We start from the raw sequence: 24,440 nt of genomic DNA, 5'->3' as shown, positions 1-24,440 counted from the left end.
GTCATGACGCAAACTAAAGGTTTAGAAGGAATCGTCGCGACTTCATCGAAAATCAGTTCGATCATCGATGGTCAATTGACGTATGGCGGTTATACGATTGATGATTTGGCGGAGCACGCCTCATTTGAGGAAGTCGTCTTCTTGTTGTGGAACGACCGTCTACCAAAAGAAGAGGAATTGAAGCAACTATCGGAAGCACTCATTTCCGAAGCAACGGTTGCGACTGCCGTTCTTGAAACAATGAAGGCAGCACCGAAGTCGGCGAATGCGATGGCGACGATTCGAACAGCGCTCTCTCAACTCGCGCTTTACGATGAGACATCGGAAGATATGTCGACTGAGGCGAATTACGCTAAAGCCATCAAATTACAGGCACAAATCGCAACACTCGTCACAGCTTACGCCCGTATTAAAAAAGGACAAGAGCCGATCGCACCTAAAACGGGTCTTTCATACGCAGGAAACTTCTTGTTCATGTTGACGGGTGAAGAGCCAACGGAAGTTGCAGAAAAAGCTTTCAACCAAGCGCTCGTTCTTCACGCTGACCACGAGTTGAACGCTTCGACGTTCACAGCACGCGTGTGTGTCGCGACGCTCTCTGACGTCTACTCAGGTGTGACGGCAGCGATGGGCGCATTAAAAGGACCACTTCACGGTGGCGCGAACGAAGCCGTCATGAAGATGTTGTTAGAAATTGATTCGGTTGAAAAGGTTGACGAGTATGTTCATAATAAACTTGAGAACAAGCAAAAAATCATGGGCTTCGGTCACCGTGTCTACAAGGACGGCGATCCACGTGCGAAGCACCTTCAAGAAATGAGTCGTCAGCTGACTGCTCAAATCGGGGAGCCGAAATGGTATGAGATGTCAGTTAAGATCGACGAAATCGTCCAATCGGAAAAAGGATTGAAACCAAATGTTGATTTCTATTCCGCTTCTACGTACCATGCACTTGGACTTGATACAGAACTATTCACTCCAATCTTTGCAGTAAGTCGGATGTCAGGTTGGTTGGCGCACATTTTAGAGCAGTATAGCGATAACCGTCTGATTCGCCCGCGTGCAGACTACACGGGTGAAACGCACCGGACATACGTGTCCATCCAAGAACGTTAAAAGGACGGGGAGGAGCAATCCTCTCCTGATTTTTGATGTAGATTACAATTACTTAAGGGGGATTTTTAGACATGGCTACACTTCAAGGCGAAAACATCACAGTAACTAACGGTACACTTCAAGTTCCAAACGCTCCAATCATTCCGTTCATCATTGGTGACGGAACAGGACCTGACATCTGGAACGCAGCGGTACGTGTGTTTGATGCAGCAGTTGAAAAAGCATACAACGGTGAAAAGAAAATCGAATGGAAAGAAGTCTACGCTGGTGAAAAAGCATTCAACAAAACAGGCAACTGGTTACCGGAAGAGACACTTGACCTCATTCGCGAGCACATCATCGCAATCAAAGGACCACTTACGACACCAGTCGGCGGCGGAATCCGTTCGTTGAACGTTGCTCTACGTCAAGAGCTTGATTTGTACACATGTCTTCGTCCAGTTCGTTACTTCACAGGTGTTCCTTCACCGGTTAAACGCCCAGAAGATACAGACATGGTCATCTTCCGTGAAAATACTGAAGACATCTACGCCGGAATCGAATACGCAGAAGGCAGCGAAGGCGCTGCAAAACTGCTTGAGTTCCTTCAAAACGAAATGGGTGTCAATAAAATCCGCTTCCCTGAGACATCTGGTCTTGGAATCAAACCGATTTCAAAAGAGGGAACAGAACGCCTTGTTCGTGCAGCAATCGAATATGCACTCGAGAACAAACGTGCTTCATTGACGCTCGTTCATAAAGGAAACATCATGAAGTTCACTGAGGGTGCTTTCAAAAACTGGGGCTACGAGCTTGCTGAGCGTGAATACGCAGAGCACGTCTTCACTTGGAACCAGTACGATCGCATCAAGGAAGAAAAAGGAACAGATGCTGCGAACAAGGCACAAGCAGACGCAGAAGCTGCTGGTAAGTTGATCGTGAAAGACTCAATCGCTGATATCTTCTTACAACAAATCTTGACTCGTCCAAAAGAGTTCGATGTCGTTGCGACAATGAACTTGAACGGTGACTACATCTCAGATGCACTTGCTGCACAAGTCGGTGGTATCGGAATCGCACCTGGAGCAAACATCAACTACATGACAGGTCATGCGATCTTTGAAGCCACTCACGGTACAGCACCGAAATACGCTGGACTTGATAAAGTAAACCCATCGTCTGTCATCTTGTCAGGCGAAATGATGTTCCGTCACCTCGGCTGGAACGAAGCAGCAGATCTCATCATCAAATCGATGGAAACATCGATTGAATCGAAAGTCGTCACATACGACTTCGCACGTCTCATGGATGGTGCGACTGAAGTGAAGTGTTCTGAATTCGCGGACGAACTCATCAAAAACATGTAATCCGATCAGGAGGAATGAGTCGATGAACAGACGGAAGAAGATCGCAGTCATAGGAAGTGGCTTTACGGGCGCAACGACAGCACTCTATCTTGCTCAGCGAGAGCTAGGAGATGTCGTCCTCGTCGACCGACCCGAGCAAGAGAATCCGACGAAAGGAAAGGCGCTCGATATGCAAGAGGCAGCGCCGATCCTCGGGTTTGATGCTTCAGTAAAAGGGACATCGAATTATGCCGACATCAACGGTGCGGATATCGTCGTCATCACTGCCGGTATCGCTCGGAAGCCAGGGATGAGCCGCGAGGACCTCGTGAGTACGAATGCTGCCGTCATGACGGCTGTGACGAAGGAAATCGTCGCGCATGCACCGGAATCAATCATCATCGTTTTGACGAATCCGGTCGATGCGATGACGTATACAGTCTATCAAGCATCTGGTTTTCCGAAAGAGCGTGTCATCGGTCAATCCGGTGTCCTCGACACGGCACGTTTCCGGACATTCTTAGCAGAGGAACTGAACGTTTCTGTAAAGGATGTATCGGGATTCGTACTCGGCGGACACGGGGATGACATGGTGCCACTACTGCGCTATTCTCAGGCGGGAGGCATTCCAATCGAGAAACTGATATCCAAGGAGCGGTTAGAGGCGATCGTTGACCGAACACGTAAAGGCGGCGGTGAAATCGTTCAGTTACTCGGAAACGGTTCCGCTTACTACGCACCGGCAGCAGCAATTGCTGAGATGGTCGAGGCGATCTTGAAGGACCAGCGACGTATTCTACCTGCCATTGCTTATCTCGAAGGCGAATATGCATATGACGATATGTATTTCGGTGTACCGGTCATTCTTGGCGGAAACGGTGTCGAGCATGTCTATGAACTCGAACTGACGACTGAGGAGCAAGAGGCTTTGAATCGCTCTGCCTCTACAGTCCGTTCTGTACTCGACTTATTAAAATCTTGATTCAAAAAAAGACGAACTTGTCACTTTCGACAAGTTCGTCTTTTTTCATCTCGTCATAATCGATGAGGAGAAGCATAGTGCGATAACTTGGCATACCAAGGGCAGACCAGTATAAGAAGAAATGTCAGCCACGGAATCAAATATCCGATTCGAAGGAAGTGACCTTGATGTTCCATATGGAGGTGTTGTGAGTTTTGACAATGCGGACAGGGCAGTCCGTGAGCAGACCACATTAAACGATAGATTGTTCGAGCAGACCAGGATTGACGACAAACGGTGCATCGTGCCACGCGAGTGCCTCCTTTCATTCATAGGTTAATTGTGTAAAGTGTGTTTTTCACAACATACGATACACATAGGAGAAAAGTTCCAATTTCAATAAACATGTAGAAAAAAAGATTGTATTAGGGTAAGGACAAAGGTACGTCATTTTATTCCACTAAGGGGGATGCCATATGCGCGCCGTAACATACCAAGGAGCAAAAGATGTTCAAGTCAAACAAGTCCAGGATCCATCGATTGATAAAAACGATGATATCATCGTCAAAATCACATCGACTGCCATTTGTGGATCAGATTTACACATCTATCAAGGAAATATGCCGGCTCACAAAGATTATGTCATTGGTCATGAACCGATGGGCATCGTTGAAGAGGTTGGACCAGGTGTGACGAAGGTCAAGCGTGGCGACCGCGTCGTGTTACCGTTTAATGTTGCTTGTGGTCACTGTTTCTTTTGTGAACATGATATGGAGAGTCAATGTGATAACTCGAACGGAAATCCCCATGTCGATACAGGTGGGTACTTCGGTTTTACAGAAGAGTTTGGTGGACATCCCGGTGGTCAGGCGGAATATTTAAAAGTTCCGTTCGGGAATTTCATGCCACTCGTGATTCCTGAATCATGCGAATTAGAAGATGAGGCATTATTGTTCTTATCTGACGTTTTACCTACGGCGTATTGGAGTGTCCTGCATGCGGGTGTGAAAAAAGGAGATACGGTCGTCGTACTCGGATCAGGACCAGTTGGACTAATGACACAAAAATTTGCATGGATGCAAGGAGCAAAGCGAGTCATTGCGGTGGATGATCAAGTGTATCGATTAAATCATGCTAAAGTCACGAATAAAGTCGAGACAGTAAATTTCTCGGATCACGCAGAAAGTGGTGCGTATATTAAAGAGCTGACACAAGGTGGAGCAGACGTCGTAATTGATTGCGTCGGTTTTGATGGGAAGATGTCCCCTGTAGAAAAAATTGAACAAAAGATTGGTCTACAAGGTGGAACGTTGAGTGCCATTGACATTGCAAAGGACGCTGTCCGGAAATTTGGTACTGTGCAGTTGACAGGCGTCTACGCTAAAAAATATAATCAGTTTCCACTTGGCGATTTCTTTACCCGAAATATTACGCTGAAAATGGGACAAGCACCAGTCATTCATTTGATGCCGGAACTGTTCCAGAAAATCATCAATCAAGAATTTGATCCGACGGATATCGTGACACACCGAGTGGCACTTGATGATGCTGCTTCTGCCTATCAGACATTTAATGATCGGACAGATGGATGTATCAAGGTCGTCTTGAAACCATAAGCTATATCATACTCAAACAGCCCATCCGATTATTGGATGGGCTGTTGTACATCATAGGATTAAAAGAAGAAGACGGGCCATAGAAGACCGACGACTAGTCCGAGTAACAGACCGACGAACACCTGAAACTCGGTATGACCGACGAGCTCATTCAGGAGAGGGGTCTCATGGCGAATTCCTTTGAAATAATCATTGAGTAGTTTTGCCTGAACACCGACTGCTTGTCTGACACCGGTCGCATCATACATGATGATTGTCGCAAAGATGACAGCCAGTGCGAAAATCGGAGACGAGAAGCCCTCCTGAAAACCGATGACAACGGCTAAGGCGACGACAGTCGAACTATGTGAACTAGGCATACCACCGGAAGCAAACATGATTTCCAGGTCGAACTTTCGTGTCCGAACCAAACTCGTGACAAGCTTCGCTGCTTGAGCGATGAACCACGCCGTGATGGCTGCAAAAAGGGGATGGTTCCATTCCATACATTCTACCTCCTACAATTAACGATATGTATTGTTTCCCCGTTTTATTAGCTTTTACACGAACGATCTAGTTGGATTCGGCATCTCCTTTAAAGATTATGTAAAGAAACTGCAGAAAGATTTGTGGTTTTCCATTAAAAGTCGGTAAGATGAAGACAGACGAAGCGGATTCCACGGAATTCCTCATTCGAAAAGAAGGAAACTTGAGGGGGATGCAAGGTTTGAAAGATAAAATTATCGTGGTAGATGATGAGTTGTCGATTGCAACGTTGTTGAAGTTCAACTTAGAACAAGCCGGCTTCATCGTTGAAACAGCTCATGATGGGATGTCTGGTTTAAAATTAGCAGAAAAACAAGATGCGGCATTGATCGTCTTAGATTTGATGTTACCGGAGCTTGATGGTCTTGAAGTATGTAAACGTCTCCGCCAGCAAAAAATCAATACACCGATTTTGATGTTGACGGCAAAAGATGACGAATTTGATAAAGTTCTCGGATTAGAACTTGGAGCGGATGATTATTTGACGAAACCATTCAGTCCACGTGAAGTCGTTGCGCGCGTAAAAGCAATTTTACGTCGCATGAGTCATCAAACGACTTCGTCGGAAGAAGTGACGGATGGAACAATCATTATCGGAGATGTCAAAATCGTTCCTGACAATTACGAAGCATTTAAAGCCGAAGAGCGGTTAGAGCTCACGCCAAAAGAATTTGAGTTACTTGTTTACCTTGCAAAAAATAAAGGACGTGTGTTGACTCGCGACCAGTTGTTATCTGCCATCTGGAATTATGATTTTGTTGGCGATACCCGTATCGTAGATGTCCATATTAGTCATGTCCGAGAGAAAATCGAGCCGAATACGAAAAAACCGATTTACATTAAAACGATTCGCGGTTTAGGTTACAAGATGGAAGAGCCGAAGGCGGAATGAGTAAGTATCGCAAACGGTTTATCTTTAAAATGATTTCGTTCATCAGTCTCGTCCTTGTAGCACTTGGATTTTTATTAGGTCAATCCTTCAAAGAATTCTATGTCCAAAATGAAAAAGAAAAATTGATGGATGAAACAGCGCTAGTTGAGACGATTTTGAGAGATCGAGAAGTACCAGACATGTCTCGGTATGTAAATGAACTATATGCTGAATCGAATTTCGATATGATTTTATTCAACAGCCGTGGAGAAATCATTGCTGGAACACCTGTTGATGTGACGAAATTAAAAGTAGCGACCCTCAATTTTTCAGCCATTCCTGACGAGGGCACATTTGAATCGAAAACTGATGATAGTGTCGTCCAATTTACAAAACCTGTTCCGACAGCGGATGGGGGAGAAGTCTACGTCAGTTTCATTCGTTACGCCCAAGACTTGAATGTCATCTATTCACGGATTTGGACGGTCATCATTCTGTCCCTACTCGCCTCGTTAGTGATCATATTCTTGACGATCTATCGGTCGACGAAACGATTCCTACGTCCAATCGCAGAAGCAACAGATGTTTTACATGAACTGTCGCACGGGAACTACAAGTCGCGTGTGTATGAATTAGCGGCACCGGATGAATCACGCGATTTAGGGCGCTCTATCAATCTATTAGCGCGAAATCTCGAAAACGCATCGTCTGGTGAAGCAATGCAACGAGCACGTCTCGAATCTTTGATCGAATACATGGGCGCCGGTCTTATGTTGATTGATGAGAAGGGCTACGTCCTGCTCGTCAACCGGACGTATCGGGAAATGTTCAACATTCATGAACCGTCTAGTGGGAAGCTGTACTATCGTGTACTTCCGAACGAAAAAATGAGTCAGGTGATTGAAGATGTCTATCTGACGGAAAAACCGAATCGAAAGCAGTCGAGTGTTCGATTTGGCATCAATAGCCGGACGTTCATGGTCAGTGCCGCTCCGATTTTCGATAAGAACGGTCGCGTGCAGGGAACGACCGTCGTCTTTAACGACATCACGGAAATCAAAAAACTGGAACAAATGCGTAAAGACTTCGTCGCGAATGTCAGTCACGAATTGAAGACACCACTAACGTCCATTAAAGGATTTGCGGAAACGTTACTCGATGGTGCGCAAGAGGTTCCGGAAATCCGGGAGCAGTTCTTACGGATCATCCACGATGAATCGGAACGAATGCAGACATTGGTAGAAGATTTGCTTGAGCTGTCTCGTTTAGAACAAGATAACTATCAGCTCGAGACTGCAATCGTTGACGTGACAAGTCTCGTTCGGGAGACAGCAGCACTCCTGCATCGACGAGCAACAGAAAAAGAGATGACGATTCATATCGAAATGGAAGAGGAAGTCTTCATCCGAGCAGATCTGAATCGTCTGAAACAGGTCGTCGTTAACTTGGTTGCGAATGCGTTGAATTATACGCCGAACGGCGGCAACGTCTGGATTCAGCTCGAGGATGGAGAAGAGTCTGTCCAACTCATCATCAAAGATGACGGAATTGGTATTCATCCGAAAGAAACCCAACGAATCTTCGAACGTTTCTATCGTGTCGATAAGGCACGAAGCCGTAATTCTGGGGGAACGGGTCTTGGACTAGCCATCGTCAAACACATTGTCGACCTCCATCACGGTGAGATCGAAATCGCATCGGAAGAGCACAAAGGCACGACATTTACGATTCGTTTACCAAAACATGGCTGAATTTCACAGTGGATTCACATTTCCTTAATAGATGTATCTTATGATGAAAGTACCTTCTTCATCATCTGTATGGCGACTGGATCAGCTCCCATGTCGTCATGCCCTTGGCGGTTGACTCTCCGTGAGTCAATCGTCTTTTTTTGGTCATTTTTAGCGAACAAATGTGTGTAGAGTGATACAATAGGAACAGAAAATCGATTAAAGGGGCGTAGATGATGGAAAATAAATTGCTATTGATTGATGGGAACTCGTTGACCTATCGGGCGTTTTTCGCCTTACCACCAATGACGGATGCGCAAGGACGAAATACGAACGCAGCTTATGGCTTTACGATGATGTTATTGAAGTTGCTCGAGGAAGAACAACCGACACATATGCTCGTTGCCTTCGATGCTTCGAGTGAAACGTTCCGTCATGATGTATATCAGGAGTATAAGGGAAGTCGGGAAAAGACACCGTCCGAACTACGTGAGCAATTCCCGATCGTCCGGGATATCTGTGAAGCGCTCGGTATTCAAATGATGGAACTCCATCGCTATGAGGCAGATGATTTGATTGGTACGCTCGCACGAACGATGTCGACGGATCGGACGCGGATCGTCACAGGTGATAAAGATTTACTTCAACTTGTCACAGATAAGATCGAAGTCTTGATCACGAAGCGTGGGATCACGGACGTCCAGTGCATGACGGAGGAACTGTTCGCTGAGACGTATGGTGGTCTAAAGCCGATTCAAATGATTGACCTGAAGGGGTTAATGGGGGATAAGTCGGATAACATTCCAGGGATTCCTGGGATTGGTGAAAAGACGGCGGTAAAATTGATTTCGGCATACGGTTCTGTCGAAGGACTGTATGAACATGTTGAAGACTTAAAAGGGAAGCAGAAGGAAAAAGTCATCGCGAACGAAGAACTCGCACGACTATCGAAAGAACTTGCGACGATTAAAGTTGATGTCCCGCTCGAGACGACGCTAGAGGATTTGCAAATTCGCGACGTTGATACCCAAGTGCCGTATTCGTTGTTCCAGTCGCTTGGCTTCAAGTCGTTGACGAATCGATTTGCTCCTGTCGTCAAAGAAGAGGATAAAGAGCAGTTGAACGTCGTGACGATCACTTCACTTCCTGAAGACGTCACCGATGCGGTGTTGCTTGCTGAACAGCTACGAGAGGATTACATGGAAGAAGACATCATCGGGTTTGCGATCGCGACGCCTGACACGATCTATGTTGCTGCCCCAACGCTCGTCGAGGATCCGGCATTCCGCCAATGGATCGAGTCGGAACATCGGAAGATTTGTCTCGATGCCAAACAAGTCGCATTCGCGTTGCGTAAGCACGGCTTAACCTTAAACGGTTATGAGGATTTGTTATTAGCGGGTTACTTATTGAATTTAAGTGGCGGCACGACGCTCGCTTCAATTGCTGGTCATTATGCATTGATGGCACCGAACGAAGAAGCAGTCCTCGGTAAGGGAGCCAAACGTCTAGCTCCAGCGGATGACGTATTACACCCTTATCTTGCAGAGAAAGCACGGATGATCGAATTATTGTTCCCGAAAGTCCGGGAAGAGTTGAAGGCGAATCAGCAATATGAGCTGTATGAAACACTAGAGCGTCCATTGTCAGGTGTCCTCGCTGAGATGGAGTGGACCGGGATTCGTGTTGACGTCGCGACGCTCCAATCGATGCAAGCAGATCTTGCCGGACGTTTAACGGAACTTGAGACGTTGGTCTTTGAAGCGGCAGGTGAGTCGTTCAATATCAATTCACCGAAACAACTTGGTGTGATTCTGTTTGAAAAACTCGAACTGCCCGCCTTCAAGAAAACAAAGACCGGCTATTCGACTGCCGCGGACGTCCTTGAAAAACTGCGTCCGTTGCATCCGGTCATCGATCACATCATGTTATACCGGGAGCTCCAAAAATTACAGTCGACGTATGTCGAAGGCTTACAAAAAGTCATCAAGGAAGACGGAAAGATTCATACCCGTTTTGCTCAGACGATTGCCCAGACAGGCCGTTTAAGTTCGGTCAATCCGAACCTTCAGAATATCCCGATTCGGATTGAAGAAGGACGGAAGATTCGAAAAGCCTTCGTTCCAAGTGAAGCAGGCTGGTCACTGTACGCTGCCGATTATTCACAAATCGAATTACGTGTCATGGCCGATATGTCGCAGGATCAGACGCTTGTCGATGCGTTCTTACATGATGAGGATATCCATACTCAAACGGCAAGTAGTGTCTTTGGTGTTGAACCGGAGGATGTCACAGGAAATATGCGGCGTCAGGCGAAAGCTGTCAACTTCGGCATCATTTATGGAATCAGCGATTATGGACTGTCACAAAACTTGAACATCACGCGGAAGGAAGCACAATCGTTCATCGATCGTTATTTCGAGCTGTTCCCGCAAATCAAACAGTTCATGGACACGGCAATCGAGACGGCACGAGCGAATGGATTCGTCGAAACGTTGATGAACCGGCGCCGTAACATCCCGGATATCAATTCGAAAAACTTCAACTTACGTGGTTTTGCGGAACGTACGGCAATCAATACGCCGATTCAAGGTTCCGCTGCGGATATCATAAAAAAAGCGATGCTTGATGTCCATGCTGCTTTACAGGCATCTGATCTGAAAGCGCGTTTGTTATTACAAGTACACGATGAGTTGATTTTTGAAGCACCAGACGAGGAACTCGACGCTTTACAAGCGCTTGTCAAACAAGCGATGGAGCAGACCGTCGAATTATCCGTACCGCTACGCGTTGATGGGGGCGCAGGACATACGTGGTACGAAACGAAGTAAGCAAGGAGGAATAGACGTGCCTGAATTACCTGAAGTCGAGACCGTTCGTCGCAGTTTAGAACGTTCGGTCTCTGGAAAAACAGTCTCTTCCGTCAAAGTCTACCACCCGAAAATGATTCGGGGGATGGAAGTGGCACCATTTGCAGATGCCTTACATCAAGAACGGATCGAACGCGTCGAACGTCGCGGTAAGTTCCTACTCTTTGATTTTGATCGTTTTTATCTCGTCAGCCATTTGCGGATGGAAGGGAAGTACTTCCCGTATCCGCAACCGGTCGAGCGGGATAAACATACTCATGTCGTCTTCCGTTTCACGGATGGTTCGGAGCTGCATTACAATGACGTTCGGAAGTTCGGAACGATGGAATTACGTGATAAGGAAACAGCGATGCAAACTGCTCCACTGGCACAGCTGGAGCGTGAACCATTTGATCCAGAGTTCACAGCAGAAGTGTTAGCGGAGAATTTAATTCGTAAAAAAAGAAGTCCAATCAAAACGGCATTGCTCGACCAATCGATCTTCCTTGGTCTCGGTAACATCTATGTCGATGAGACCCTTCATGCGGCACGTGTCCATCCGTTGACGAAGGCTGGTGCCTTGACGCTTGATGATATCTCACGCATCCATCAAGCCGGTGTCGACGTCTTACGACAAGCGGTAGAAGCAGGGGGAAGTACGATCCGAAGTTATGTCTCACCTTCCGGAAAAGGTGAGTTCCAGCTTCAACTCGCGGTATACGGTCAAAAGGGCGAACCATGTCCCCGTTGCGGCACTGCCATTGAAAAAATCAAAGTCGGTGGACGAGGAACGCACTTCTGTCCGACGTGCCAACAGGTCGCCTTATGAGGGTTGGTCTGACGGGCAGTATCGCCACCGGTAAAAGTACGGTCTCTAGCTATCTGAAGCAAAAAGGAATAGCGGTCATCGATGCGGATCTTGTTGCGCGAGAAGTCATTGAACCAGGAGGGCGAGCCTATGATGGGGTCAAGATGGCTTTCCCGGAAGCATTCGAGGAAGGACGTCTCGTTCGTCCAAAACTTGGACAAATCATTTTTCAGGATAGCGAAAAACGACAACAGCTGAATCAGTTGATGCACCCAAGTATTCGACGACAGATGCTTGATGAAGCAGATGCCTATGAACGTTCAGGACATTCGCTCGTCGTATTTGATATTCCGTTGTTACTTGAAGGCGATTGGCGGACGCTGTTCGACCGTGTCGTAGTCGTGTATTGTCCGGAAAACATGCAGTTAAGACGATTGATGCAACGTAATGACCTATCGGAAGAAGAAGCATATGCACGTATTCATTCGCAACTTAGCATTGAACAGAAAAAAGAGCTTGCGGATGATGTGTTCTTCAATGATGGGAGTCTTGATTCGTTATATCAACAAATCGATAAATGGTTAGTATTATATGACACCGGTAAGCATGAGAGTGGTACATGAAAAGTGCGAAGTGAGAGAAGTTTCCATCTTCTCTCACTTTTTTTAGAGAACATAATGAAATCGCTTACATTTCATGATATAGTTCTATCTGTAAACGGAGCTACATCCGTCACATTGAAGGGGGATCCGCACATGGGAGTCAAGGTGGCAGTCAATGGTTTTGGTCGAATTGGTCGAATGGTCTTTCGACGTCTGATCGCTGAGGGGAAAAGCGAAGTCGTAGCAATCAATGCAAGCTATCCAGTCGAAACACTCGCACATTTAATCAAGTACGACACGGTACATGGGAAATTCAATTATCCGGTCGACATCATCGATGGGGCGTTGATGGTTGACGGAAGACAAATTCAAATTGTCAGTGAACGCAATCCTGAACTATTGCCGTGGGGGGAACTCGGCATCGATATCGTCGTCGAAGCGACAGGAAAGTTCAACTCAGATACGGGTGCTGCGAAGCATTTAGTGGCAGGCGCAAAAAAGGTCGTCATCACGGCACCTGCTAAAGGGGATGTCCGGACGATCGTCATGGGTGTCAATGACGACATGTATGATCATGAAACAGATGCTATCGTCTCGAACGCATCGTGTACGACGAACTGTCTCGCACCTGTCGTGCAAGTCATCGACCGGGCATTCGGAATCGAATCGGGTCTCGTGACGACGGTTCACGCGTTTACGAACGATCAAAATAATATTGATAATCCACATAAGGATTTACGACGCGCCCGTGCATGTGGCTCATCCATCATTCCAACATCGACAGGTGCGGCAAAAGCGATTTCTCTAGTCTTGCCACACTTGGAAGGAAAATTGAATGGACTCGCGCTTCGTGTTCCGACACCAAACGTCTCACTCGTCGATCTTGTCGTTGAGGTCAGTCGTGATACGACAGTTGCCGAAGTGAACGAAGCGTTCACGAAAGCAGCGGATGGTGCGCTCGAAGGCATTCTCGGAATGACGATGGAACCGCTCGTCTCAATCGACTTTAACGGAGAAGAACGTTCGACGGTCGTCGACGGACTCTCGACGATGGTCATGGGTGGTCGTCAGGTCAAGGTCCTCGCTTGGTACGATAATGAGTGGGGTTACTCCTGCCGCGTCGTCGACCTCGTACACCTCGTATCTGCACACTTAGAGGCGATGGGAACGGTTGAAAAAGAACTTGAATTGAATTAATGACAACGGGCAAATCCCAGCAATGACGGGATTTGTCCCGTTTTTTTTCTAGAAATGTATTAATTTTTGAAATTTATCCTTGTGTATCTTTTTGATACTCGCTATAATTCAAATCGTGAACTTCAATCGGTCTGGCAATCGCAGCTTAAAGGGTTAGGACCTCTCTGGACTAACTTTCCCCCGTGGGTGCGAACGACTCAGGCGCAAAGTAAGTGATCAACTACTTTGAAGACCATTGAATGTAGGGGGGATCCACAAATGGATACTATGGGAAGACACATTATTGCAGAACTTTGGGATTGTAATCCTGAAAAATTGAACGACATGGAATTCGTTGAACGACTTTTCGTTGATGCAGCACTTCAAGCAGGTGCAGAAGTACGAGAAGTAGCATTCCACAAGTTTGCACCACACGGCGTCAGTGGCGTCGTCATTATCTCTGAATCGCACTTGACGATTCATAGTTTCCCAGAGCACGGGTATGCATCGGTTGATGTCTTTACTTGTGGGGATCGGATCGATCCAGCCATCGCAGCGAACTACATTGCTGAAAAGCTCGATGCGAAAATCCGTGAAAATGTCGAAATTCCACGTGGTATGGGACCTGTTCAAGTTCCAGCGGCTACTGTCCAGCACGTCAACTGACAACACACACGAATTCGTCAAGCTCTCGTCGTTCAGACGAGGGCTTTTTAATATGTCTGACGTCTGTTATTCTTAATAGTAGAAGAAACAAAGAAAAGAGGATGACCATGGGACTGAAGGAACGCTTGCAAAAACAGCTAGAGACATCCGATACACATAAAAACGAAAATTTACGCACACACTACTATGCGGCAACGGTTGAAATGTTGTTTGCTGGTTTAGAAAATATCTTAAAGCAAGAGGGTGGAACGGTGCGTCGTGTTGACGCGGAACGTGGAGAACTCGCTTTTACATTAAAAGAAGTCGACGGACTCGCGACCGTCATCATGGTGGCGGGCGGACGTACGGCCGTCGATCTATTCTTACATCGCGAAAGTCTTCTCGGACCTGATCTCGAAAAACACATTGAGCGCATCTATGCATCACTTGATGCGGGATACCGATTAAAAATGATTGGAACAAAAGAAATCACGTGAACGGAGGTACGGCATGCGCTGTCCAGCCTGTAATTTTAACGGAACAAAAGTACTGGACTCAAGACCAGTCCAGGATTTCGGTTCGATTCGGAGGAGACGTGAATGTGAGTCTTGCGGCTATCGCTTTACGACTTTCGAAATGGTCGAACAGACCCCTTTAATCATCGTAAAGAAAGACGGAACGCGCGACGAGTTCAATCGCGAGAAAATTCTACGCGGACTAGTGCGTGCCTGTGAAAAGCGTCCGATTTCGATTGAACAGTTGGAAACAGTCGTCAGTCGGGTCGAAAAGGCATTACGGGCGACGGCTCAGCATGAGATTCCAAGTGAGCAGGTCGGGCGTCTCGTGTTAAATGAACTAGCATCCGTCGACGAAGTGGCATACGTCCGCTTTGCGAGTGTCTATAAACAATTCAAGGACATCAATGTCTTTTTCCAAGAGCTCTCTGAACTGATGGAGCGACATCAGGAAAATGACCGTGAGAATTTAACGTGATATAAGAGAGGTCGTCTGTCCGGTCAGCGCACCTCTCTTTTTCTCCCTAAGGAAAGGACGAGTCAGATGGTAGAACGTGAACTTTCCGGTACCGATCTTTGCTTAGTCATGAGCAATGGTGTCGTCGACCGTGAAGCCTATCAATCTTTATATTATCTATACCAACCGATCATCGGTGTCAAAGCGCTTGGACTCTATCAAACGTTTTGGAGTGAGATGATTCCAGGGAAAACAAAATCCCAATATATCTCCCATGCGGAACTTGGAACGTTACTCGGTTTTTCCGTCGATGAGTTCAAGGAAGAGTTATTCAAGTTAGAAGGCATCGGGTTGATCCGGACGTTCGAAGCGCGCCAAGCCGCCTATCGCTATATTTATCAAATCCGGGTTCCGCTCGCACCGAACACTTTCTTGAATGATGGAGTGTTATCGAGTCTGCTATTCTACCGTGTCGGTGAAATCCGATTCCGGTCGTTGCAGCATCGTTTCCGGACAGAACCGCTTCCGAAGAATATCGTTGATCGGACGGTCAGGTTTGATCAAGTGTTCGATGTGAAAGCTGGTCTTGCTTCCGCGCATCAGCCGAAGGCCTATGCGAAACAGGAACGAGCGGTATATGAATTCGATTATTCGTTTGATTTAGAAGAGATGAAACGTCAAACCGATCGCTTTTTGCCACGAACATTTTATTCGAAGGCGATCGATCATCTGCTCGTAAAGCTTGCGTATGTCACGCAGTCGAACGAAGCATTGATGGCGGAACTGTTGAATGCCCGTTTCCGTCACGAAGCATATTTGCCGATGACCGATGCTGAGAAACAAGAACGTTGTAAACAAATGATGTTGTCAGCGAAACAAAAACTCAGCCGCGAGAAAAAAGCAAAGGTCGCCTCACTCGACACGATCGAGGTCGGAGACGTCGAAGCGACGGAGACGATGGAAAGCACCCATCCGAAGCACTACGTCGCAAAGTTGCGGAAGGTCAAAGCATTGTCTGAACGAGATGAAGAGTTGATTCAGCAATTGATCATCGATTATGAAATGTCATCCGGGATCGTCAATGCTGCCTACTACTATGCGCTCGTCGTCAAAAAAGACAACCGCTTCAGTAAAAACTTCCTCTTATCCATCGTCGATGATTGGAAACAGAAAGGGTACGTGACAGCATCCGAGGCACTGGCGAAGACGCAGGAGCAGGATGATTTGATCGCGAAGAAGCAGGAGCAAAAACAAGAACGCGCGCGTCAGACCGTTGGTGGACGTCGGGGACGGACAAGCAATACGAACGGTGGTCCGAATCCGAAGTGGTTGCAAGAAGAGAAGGCGAAACAGCAACAGTACGAAGCCTCTAAAAAAGCGAGTTTCGAAGCAGATGTTCCGGACGATGAAGAGATGGAACGGATCTTACGGGAACTGAAGGGGAATTAAAGGAGTCGGGACATGGAACATATCCAATCATCTATCGAAAAAATATTAAGTCGACCGGACGTCGCTGAATCGGTTCGAGCGATTCAGCAACGGGTCTTGTCTCATCCAGGAGTCGTCATGTTCTTGCGGACACATCCCGAGATTGATCAACGGATGATCGAACGGGGCATGCTCAAACTGAATGAATACGCGGAACAGATGGACGGCAATCGACTGATTGAAAATAAAGCCGTCATCGAAGGCTATCAGCCAATCCTGCACGTCGAAAAAGGACAAATCGTCGTCTCGTATGAGAAGTCGCAAGCGTTAAAGGACCGAGAGGATGAACGCGCGCTTGAGAAGAAATTCAAGAGCTTGTTCCTGCCGGACGAAGTGCGTGATGCGAACTTCAGTGATTTTGATTTATCGACGACGGACCGGAAGCTTGCCTTGCGTGCGGCGTCTCAGTTCCTAAATCATTTGCGCTCGAAGGAGACCGTAAAGGGATTGTATCTCCACGGTAGCTTTGGTGTCGGGAAAACATATCTATTGGCTGCGATCGGGAATGCCTTGAAAAAAGAACGGATTGCTACGATTCTTGTCCATGCTCCGGGATTCGTCGCTGAAGCAAAACGTCGGATCCGGTCGGACTCGTTTGATACGTTCCTCGAAGGATTCCAAACGATTCCGGTCTTGTTAATTGACGATATTGGTGCGGAATCGATTAGTCCGTGGGTACGGGATGAATTGTTCGGGATCATTTTGCAGTATCGGATGATGCATCGTCTGCCGACATTATTCAGCTCGAACTTATCCTATGATGAACTCGAGCTCCATTTTGGGATTACGAACGATCAAGGTGATAAGTTAAAGGCCGCACGACTGATGGAGCGGATCCGGACGACGACACAACCGATTGAGTTCCTCGGCGAAAATCGACGTCGCTACTAATTTTCCTTGTCAAGGAAGCGGCGAATTCGTTATACTAATGACACGTCAATAGACGATGCAACGATTGAGGATATGAAGTATGAAATGAACCAAACTAGCGAGAGAAGAACGGTGGAAGCTTCTCATGGAATCATTCATGTCTTTACTCCCTCATAGCACGAACGGGGCTAATCCGTTTGCGCCTCACGCCCGTTAACGCGTGTTCGAGCCGAACCAGTACATGGTCCGGGAACGAGGGTGGTACCACGAGATTAAGACTCGTCCCTTTTTAGGGATGAGTCTTTTTTATTTTGTTAAAGGGGGAAACAGTCATGTCAAACATCGCACTTACATTTCCAGATGGCGCTGTAAAGGAATTCGCAGCCGGCACGACAGCTGAAGAGGTTGCGGCTTCAATCAGCCCAGGACTTCGTAAAAAAGCATTTGCTGCAAAACTAAACGGACACGCAATCGATTACCGTCGTCCAATCGAAGAGGATGGCACAATCGAATTGATCATGCCGGATTCAGAAGAAGGTCTCGACTTGATTCGTCACTCATCGGCTCACTTGATGGCACAAGCGATCAAACGCCTGTACCCAGATGAAACGATTCATCTCGGGATCGGACCGACAATCGAGAATGGTTTCTACTACGATATCGATATGGAACGTCGTCTGACAGAAGAGGACCTTCCGGAAATCGAGAAGATGATGAACAAAATCGCCGGTGAGAACTTGCCGATCGAACGAGAAGTCGTCTCGCGTGACGAAGCACTCGCGATTTATAAAGAACTCAATGATCCGTTGAAAGTTGAATTGATCGAATCGATTCCTGCTGATCAGGATTTGACGATTTACCGTCAAGGCGAATTCTTCGATCTCTGCCGTGGACCACACGTTCCAGCTACAGCGAAGCTACAAGTCTTTAAATTGATGAGCATTGCTGGTGCTTACTGGCGTGGCGATTCAAAAAATAAGATGTTGCAACGGATTTACGGTACAGCATGGGCGACAAAAGATCAGTTGAAACAACATCTCCACTTCCTTGCTGAAGCGAAAGAGCGGGATCACCGTAAACTCGGGAAGGAACTTGGCTTGTTCTTCACTTCTCAAGAAGTCGGTCAAGGACTCCCGATGTGGCTACCAAAAGGAGCAGCGATCCGTCGGACGGTCGAACGTTATATCGTCGATAAAGAACTCGAACTTGGATATGAGCACGTCTATACACCGGTTCTCGGTTCAGTCGATCTATACAAGACATCGGGTCACTGGGATCACTATCAAGATGACATGTTCCCGAAAATGGAGATGGACAATGAAGAACTCGTTCTTCGTCCGATGAACTGTCCACACCACATGATGGTCTACAAGAACGAACCGCGTTCATACCGTGATTTACCGCTTCGTGTCGCGGAGCTTGGTGGCATGCACCGTTACGAGATGTCTGGTGCCTTAACTGGTCTTCAGCGCGTTCGTTACATGGTCCTCAACGATGGGCATACGTTCGTTCGTCCTGACCAAATGAAAGATGAATTTAAGGCTATCGTTCACCTCATTCAAGAAGTCTATGCTGACTTCGGGATCACAGATTACAAATTCCGTCTTTCATACCGTGACCCAGCGGATAAAGAGAAGTACTTCGATAACGATGCGATTTGGGAAATGGCGCAACGTGAGTTGAAAGAAACAATGGATGAGCTCGAACTTGAATACTTCGAAGCAGAAGGCGAAGCTGCCTTCTACGGACCGAAGCTTGACGTGCAAGTTCGGACAGCACTTGGTAAAGATGAGACGCTTTCGACAGTCCAACTCGACTTCCTCTTACCAGAGCGATTCGAATTGACGTACAAAGGAAATGACGGACAAGATCACCGTCCGGTCGTCTTACACCGAGGTGTCGTTTCGACGATGGAACGATTCGTTGCATACTTGATCGAAGAATACAAAGGTGCGTTCCCAACATGGCTTGCACCGGTTCAGGTGAAATTGATTCCGGTTTCTAAAGTGCATGAAGACTATGCTCGTGAAATCAAAGCGATCTTGCTGAAAAAAGGAATTCGTGTCGAAACAGATTTCCGTGACGAAAAACTCGGATACCGGATTCGTGAAGCACAAGTCAACAAAGTACCAGTCATGCTCGTTTTAGGTGATAAAGAAGTCGAATCACGCGAAGTCAACATTCGTCGCTACGGCTCAAAAGACTCAAGCAATGCATCACTTGAACAATTCGTATCCGATTTAGAAACAGAAATCGCGAACCGTTCAAAATAATGGCGTATTACCGATTGTTCCGTTTTACGGGATGATCGGTTTTTTTGTATATCCTTTAAAACAAATGAAGTAGATCCGATAAACAAGAGAGTTGGTTTTGAAAAAATAAGCTGGAAATATTTATTTTTATTTGGAAAAGGATTAGAATGTAATGGGAAATGGATAAAATTGTTTTATGAGTAGAAAGGACGTATGACATTGAAACGAACACTGACAGTAACGCTTGCTGCCTCCCTCTTGTTCATAGGAACTTCAGCTGAACAGCCAAAAGCAGCGACAACTAAAAAGACATATCACATCACACCAAAAACAGAAGCAATCGATCCCTTGATTCGAAAATATACGACCTACAATGCGAAAACACGAAATCATTATACGATGCGTTCTTATTTAGAAAGACTTGAAAAAGAGGGTGGGGGTACACTAGTTTTAACAAAAGGAACATATTTATCTCCACTGCGTGTCGGAATTCCATCGAACACGACGGTCATTTTAGAAGACGGAGTCATCATCAAAAAGACATCTGAAACAGGGACGTCGAAAATCAGTGCGACGACGAGTGTCTTTGATTTAGTAGCACCGTCTGTGTTACGTCTGAATAAAAAAATGTCGAAATACAACGGTACGAAAAACGCACGGATCATCGGAAAAGGAAACGCACAAATCGACTTAAACGGCTTTTCGCGAGGATCTGCCTTTGCGATTGCACACAACCAAAATTTATATATCGGTGGCATCACAGTGCGTAATCAAAAAGGATCACATGCGATGGAGTTAGACGCGACGAAAAACGCGACGATTGAAAATATGAAGTTCGTGGATGCGACAATGATAGCGAATACAGGACCAAACGAATCGATTAACTTAGATACACCGGATCCAATCACGAAAGGTTTTCCGTGGAAGTGGTCTGCTCAAGATGGTACACCAAATTCGGATATCACGATTCGAAACAACGTCTTTTCTAACATCAACGTTGCTATTGGCACACATCAATATACAGAGAATCGTTTACACACGAATATCCGGATTGAAAATAACTTGATCGATAAGACGAAGGACTATGCCATTTCGATGATGAACTGGAAAAATCCGACCGTCATCAACAATACGATTCGGAATGTACACCGGGCAGACGGAAAAGCAATGACGATTTTAGGGCGAGGCATCATCGGTGGGACGATTCGCCATAATACATTCGAAAACGCCGATCGTGCGATTCAAATGCAACCGTTTCAAAGCGATGGATATGCACCAATTTATAACTCATTTACGGAAACAGAAAAACAGTACATGCAACAAAATACTGCCAAAGATGTTCAATTAAATAGAATCGTCTTATTTACGAAACTAAACGAATATACGTATGCAACAGCTGAACGATATGATTTTGTTCCGTACTAAACCAAGCAAAAGCACCCAAGACTAGCGTCGAGGGTGCTTGTTTTACGTTATGAACGCATTTGTTGCAAGAACGGTTCGATATCGACTTGAAGCGCTTCTGATAGTTTCTGACCGAGTGAAGCATCAGCACGGTAGAAGTTACAGATTGCGAGCAAGACCGTGTTCTCATGACGAACCTGCTCGAGATCATTGACAAGGTTTTTCAGAAGAGCTGCTTGCTCGTCTTCTGTCAGACGACGGTATACTTCGCCGGCTTGACCGAAGTTGTTCGTCTTCTCGATTTCGAGACGGCCGTGTTTATCATCAAGCAACGGTTGGTTTTCTTCCGTATACTCTGGTGTTTCTTTTGGTTCTTCTTGATAACGGTTTGGTTCGTAGTTCACCGGACTCGTTTGCTGACCGACTGGCATTGCACCATCACGCTGGTAGTTGTTCACTTGTGCGAACGGACAGTTGATCGGAAGTTGTTGGTAGTTCGTTCCGATACGGTAACGTTGTGTGTCCGAGTAAGAGAACAAGCGACCTTGTAACAGCTTATCTTCAGATGGTAACATCCCCGGAATCAAGACACCTGGGTTGAACCCGACTGATTCTGTTTCAGCAAAATAGTTGTCGACGTTTTTGTTCAGTGTCATCGTACCAACGTGTTGGAACGGGATGACATCTTCAAACCAATCCTTTGTTGCGTCGAGAGGATCGAAATCGAACTGATCGACGTCAGCCGGATCGAGCACCTGTACGAACAGATCCCATTCCGGATAATCTCCGTCTTCAATCGCTTGGAACGTATCGTTTGAAGCGTGGTTGAAGTCTTTTCCTTGAATCTCTGTCGCTTCTTCTGCTGAGAGATTATGAATGCCAGCTTTCGGTACCCAGCGTAGTTTGACGTAAACCGTATTGCCATGAGCGTTCACCCATTTGAATGAATGGACGGAAGAACCACGCATTTTACGGTAACTTGCAGGAATCCCTTCATCCGTAAAGAGATGCATGAGCATGTTCGTCGATTCCGGACGAAGTGTCATGAAGTCCCAGTAACGGTCGGGATCTTGAATATTCGTGCGTGGATCTGGTTTAAGTGAATGGACCATATCCGGGAACTTCATAGCGTCACGAATGAAGAAGACAGGAAGGTTGTTCCCGACGAAATCCCAGTTTCCTTCTTCTGTATAGAACTTGACAGAGAATCCACGTGGATCGCGGAGTGTCTCTGGAGAATGCGTGCCGTGAATAACAGTCGAGAAACGGGCGAAAACAGGAACTTCTGTCCCTTCTTCTTGTAAAAACGCAGCTTTCGTGTACTTTTTCATTGAGTTTTTGACAGTGAAGACACCGTGAGCACCGAATCCGCGAGCGTGTACGACACGCTCAGGTACACGTTCCCGGTCGAAATGGGCCATCTTTTCAATTAATTGATAGTCTTCTAATAACGTTGGTCCGCGACGTCCAGCCGTACGTGAATTCTGGTTGTCTCCGATTGGTACACCTTGATTGGTCGTTAATCGTTTTTCAGTCATCTGTTATTCTCCCCCTTATGTAAGATTAAATTGATTATAAAACAATAATCATTCTAAATAAACAATTTTGCTTGCGAATGTTCTGAATCTTTTTTCCATGTTGAGAGTGTACCCGTGAAAAACAGGTTAGAAACTTCTTGCTTATCCGTCAAAGGATTGCTATTATAATCAAGTATGTGAGCAACGTTCTGTAAGAACATAGAAAGCGGCTTGACATCACGGGAAAACAAGTGCTATGATAGCAAAGTGAAATGACAACAAAGCAGAAGCATCCCGCTTCTCACCATGTATGACGACTCGTACTGGTTCATCATGAAGATACGCAATGTGTAGCGACTGCTATGCTTTGACGTTCCTTATGAGTGTGGGCGGGAAGAACTGCCGACGCTTTTTTTATAGCGTTTTCTATCATTCATTTTTCGTGCATTGCACGATGGAGGTGCTAACCATTAGCAAAGATCTGTTAATCAATGAAAGCATCCGTGCCCGGGAAGTTCGTCTTATCGGAGCGGATGGTGCTCAACTAGGTGTCCAATCACGCAACGAAGCGCTACGTCTCGCAGAGGAAGCGGAACTTGACCTCGTCATGGTCGCTCCACAAGCGACGCCGCCAGTTTGTAAGATCATGGACTACGGTAAATACCGTTTCGAGATGCAAAAGAAGGACAAAGAAACTCGGAAGAATCAAAAAGTGATTCAGATGAAAGAAGTTCGTCTTAGCCCGACGATCGAGGAGAACGACTTCCAAACGAAATTCCGTAATGCGAAGAAATTCTTGGAGAATGGTAACAAAGTGAAAGCGAGCATTCGTTTCCGCGGTCGTGCCATCACTCACTCGGAAATCGGTAAACGCGTTCTCGAACGCCTCGCAACGGATTTAAGTGAGTTCGGTGTTGTGGAACAGAGACCGAAGATGGAAGGACGCAGCATGTTCCTCGTGCTTGCTCCTAAGAAAGAAGACTAATCGAATCGAAGTAGGAGGGAATCTCTCATGCCTAAAATGAAATCGCACCGCGGTGCTTCTAAACGTTTCAAACGTACTGCTTCTGGCAAATTGAAACGTGGTCGTGCTTACACAAGCCACTTGTTCGGTAACAAATCAACAAAAGCGAAACGTAAATTACGTAAAGCTAGCATGGTATCTACGGGTGACTTCAAACGCATCCGTCACATGATCGCGAAGTAATTTATCCAATCGTATACAGATTTAGGAGGGAATTTATATGCCACGCGTAAAAGGCGGATATACGACTCGTCAACGTCGTAAAAAACAACTCAAATTAGCTAAGGGCTACTACGGCTCGAAACATACACTCTTCAAGGTTGCGAAACAGCAAGTCATGAAATCTCTCATGTACGCTTATCGTGACCGTCGTCAAAAGAAACGTGACTTCCGTCGCCTCTGGATCACTCGGATCAATGCGGCAGCACGTATCAACGGTCTTTCTTACAGCCGCATGATGCATGGTCTTAAATTAGCAGGTATCGACGTTAACCGTAAGATGCTCGCTGACCTCGCAGTTACAGATGCAACTGCATTTGCTTCACTTGCTGATACAGCAAAAGCAAAATTGAACGCTTAAGTTCTACAATTCGTCGGGGAATTTAATTCTCCGACGTTTTTTTCGATTTAATGATAAAATAAGAAGGCACGTCGATGAGACGGTCATATGATTTTTTTAGATAGAAGGA

The 24,440-nt window shown here is 46.3% G+C and carries 22 protein-coding genes; 20 read left to right on the top strand and 2 right to left on the bottom strand.

Going from position 1 to position 24,440, the window contains the following annotated elements:
* The first annotated feature begins 3 nt into the window (after positions 1-3).
* The 4 genes from citZ (at position 4) to N179_RS08245 (ending at position 5,018) form a co-directional block, all read left to right on the top strand.
* Positions 4-1,116 (top strand): citrate synthase, encoded by a 1,113-nt coding sequence (gene citZ / locus N179_RS08260; RefSeq protein ID WP_023469035.1) that lies wholly within the window; start codon positions 4-6, stop codon positions 1,114-1,116.
* Between the two features lie 71 nt (positions 1,117-1,187).
* Positions 1,188-2,462 carry an NADP-dependent isocitrate dehydrogenase gene (icd, locus tag N179_RS08255; protein WP_023469034.1) on the top strand — a complete coding sequence of 425 codons (1,275 nt, stop codon included), beginning with the start codon at positions 1,188-1,190 and terminating at the stop codon, positions 2,460-2,462.
* Between the two features lie 22 nt (positions 2,463-2,484).
* Positions 2,485-3,423: a malate dehydrogenase gene (gene mdh / locus N179_RS08250; RefSeq protein ID WP_075642611.1), complete on the top strand. Its 939-nt coding sequence runs from the start codon at positions 2,485-2,487 to the stop codon at positions 3,421-3,423.
* Between the two features lie 455 nt (positions 3,424-3,878).
* Positions 3,879-5,018 carry a zinc-dependent alcohol dehydrogenase gene (locus N179_RS08245; protein ID WP_023469032.1) on the top strand — a complete coding sequence of 380 codons (1,140 nt, stop codon included), beginning with the start codon at positions 3,879-3,881 and terminating at the stop codon, positions 5,016-5,018.
* A 59-nt stretch (positions 5,019-5,077) separates the two neighbouring features.
* Here the strand turns inward: N179_RS08245 and N179_RS08240 are convergent, their stop codons facing one another.
* Complete coding sequence (locus N179_RS08240) at positions 5,078-5,503, bottom strand: divergent PAP2 family protein (protein ID WP_075642610.1); 426 nt, start codon at positions 5,501-5,503, stop codon at positions 5,078-5,080.
* 221 nt (positions 5,504-5,724) lie between these two features.
* Between N179_RS08240 and N179_RS08235 the strand changes: the two genes are divergently transcribed.
* The 13 genes from N179_RS08235 to N179_RS08175 all read left to right on the top strand — a co-directional run bounded on the left by N179_RS08235 (position 5,725) and on the right by N179_RS08175 (position 21,231).
* Positions 5,725-6,435: a response regulator transcription factor gene (locus N179_RS08235; RefSeq protein ID WP_035396870.1), complete on the top strand. Its 711-nt coding sequence runs from the start codon at positions 5,725-5,727 to the stop codon at positions 6,433-6,435.
* The gene (gene pnpS / locus N179_RS08230) at positions 6,432-8,165 is read left to right on the top strand and encodes a two-component system histidine kinase PnpS (RefSeq protein ID WP_023469029.1); all 1,734 of its coding nucleotides are present in this window, start codon (positions 6,432-6,434) and stop codon (positions 8,163-8,165) included. The genes N179_RS08235 and pnpS overlap by 4 nt, the downstream gene beginning before the upstream one ends.
* Before the next feature lie 212 nt (positions 8,166-8,377).
* Complete coding sequence (gene polA / locus N179_RS08225; RefSeq protein ID WP_075642609.1) at positions 8,378-10,975, top strand: DNA polymerase I; 2,598 nt, start codon at positions 8,378-8,380, stop codon at positions 10,973-10,975.
* Positions 10,976-10,991: 16 nt separating this feature from the next.
* Complete coding sequence (mutM, locus tag N179_RS08220; protein ID WP_035396555.1) at positions 10,992-11,822, top strand: DNA-formamidopyrimidine glycosylase; 831 nt, start codon at positions 10,992-10,994, stop codon at positions 11,820-11,822.
* On the top strand, positions 11,819-12,424 hold the full coding sequence (coaE, locus tag N179_RS08215) for a dephospho-CoA kinase (protein WP_075642608.1): 606 nt from the start codon (positions 11,819-11,821) through the stop codon (positions 12,422-12,424). Before mutM ends, coaE begins: the two co-directional genes overlap by 4 nt.
* A 132-nt stretch (positions 12,425-12,556) precedes the next feature.
* On the top strand, positions 12,557-13,600 hold the full coding sequence (locus N179_RS08210) for a glyceraldehyde-3-phosphate dehydrogenase (RefSeq protein ID WP_023469025.1): 1,044 nt from the start codon (positions 12,557-12,559) through the stop codon (positions 13,598-13,600).
* Between the two features lie 258 nt (positions 13,601-13,858).
* On the top strand, positions 13,859-14,245 hold the full coding sequence (gene speD, locus N179_RS08205; RefSeq protein WP_023469024.1) for an adenosylmethionine decarboxylase: 387 nt from the start codon (positions 13,859-13,861) through the stop codon (positions 14,243-14,245).
* A gap of 107 nt (positions 14,246-14,352) precedes the next feature.
* Positions 14,353-14,721, top strand: coding sequence for a hypothetical protein (locus tag N179_RS08200; RefSeq protein WP_023469023.1), 369 nt, complete (start codon positions 14,353-14,355; stop codon positions 14,719-14,721).
* 13 nt (positions 14,722-14,734) lie between these two features.
* Positions 14,735-15,217, top strand: a complete 483-nt coding sequence (nrdR, locus tag N179_RS08195) for a transcriptional regulator NrdR (RefSeq protein WP_053454023.1) — start codon at positions 14,735-14,737, stop codon at positions 15,215-15,217.
* Between the two features lie 66 nt (positions 15,218-15,283).
* Positions 15,284-16,645: a replication initiation and membrane attachment family protein gene (locus N179_RS08190; RefSeq protein WP_023469021.1), complete on the top strand. Its 1,362-nt coding sequence runs from the start codon at positions 15,284-15,286 to the stop codon at positions 16,643-16,645.
* A gap of 12 nt (positions 16,646-16,657) precedes the next feature.
* Entirely contained in the window at positions 16,658-17,575 is a 918-nt protein-coding gene (gene dnaI / locus N179_RS08185) for a primosomal protein DnaI (RefSeq protein ID WP_075642607.1), read from the top strand.
* A gap of 311 nt (positions 17,576-17,886) precedes the next feature.
* Entirely contained in the window at positions 17,887-19,827 is a 1,941-nt protein-coding gene (gene thrS, locus N179_RS08180) for a threonine--tRNA ligase (RefSeq protein ID WP_035396562.1), read from the top strand.
* A gap of 192 nt (positions 19,828-20,019) precedes the next feature.
* Positions 20,020-21,231, top strand: coding sequence for a glycoside hydrolase family protein (locus tag N179_RS08175; RefSeq protein WP_075642606.1), 1,212 nt, complete (start codon positions 20,020-20,022; stop codon positions 21,229-21,231).
* Positions 21,232-21,278: 47 nt separating this feature from the next.
* Here the strand turns inward: N179_RS08175 and N179_RS08170 are convergent, their stop codons facing one another.
* Positions 21,279-22,748 carry a catalase gene (locus tag N179_RS08170; RefSeq protein WP_023469017.1) on the bottom strand — a complete coding sequence of 490 codons (1,470 nt, stop codon included), beginning with the start codon at positions 22,746-22,748 and terminating at the stop codon, positions 21,279-21,281.
* 433 nt (positions 22,749-23,181) lie between these two features.
* Between N179_RS08170 and infC the strand changes: the two genes are divergently transcribed.
* From infC to rplT, 3 genes are read left to right on the top strand one after another with little or no spacing between them, the layout of a single operon-like run.
* On the top strand, positions 23,182-23,712 hold the full coding sequence (gene infC, locus N179_RS08165; RefSeq protein ID WP_029342318.1) for a translation initiation factor IF-3: 531 nt from the start codon (positions 23,182-23,184) through the stop codon (positions 23,710-23,712).
* Positions 23,713-23,739: 27 nt separating this feature from the next.
* Entirely contained in the window at positions 23,740-23,934 is a 195-nt protein-coding gene (gene rpmI, locus N179_RS08160; RefSeq protein ID WP_023469015.1) for a 50S ribosomal protein L35, read from the top strand.
* A 37-nt stretch (positions 23,935-23,971) separates the two neighbouring features.
* Complete coding sequence (gene rplT / locus N179_RS08155; RefSeq protein ID WP_012371057.1) at positions 23,972-24,331, top strand: 50S ribosomal protein L20; 360 nt, start codon at positions 23,972-23,974, stop codon at positions 24,329-24,331.
* Positions 24,332-24,440 lie beyond the last annotated feature (109 nt).

Origin of the sequence: Exiguobacterium indicum HHS 31 (assembly GCF_001939065.1) — a bacterium.
Taxonomy (GTDB): domain Bacteria; phylum Bacillota; class Bacilli; order Exiguobacteriales; family Exiguobacteriaceae; genus Exiguobacterium_A; species Exiguobacterium_A indicum.
The sequence above is the reverse complement of the archived record's forward strand: the minus strand, read 5'-3'. Positions and strand labels throughout refer to the sequence as shown.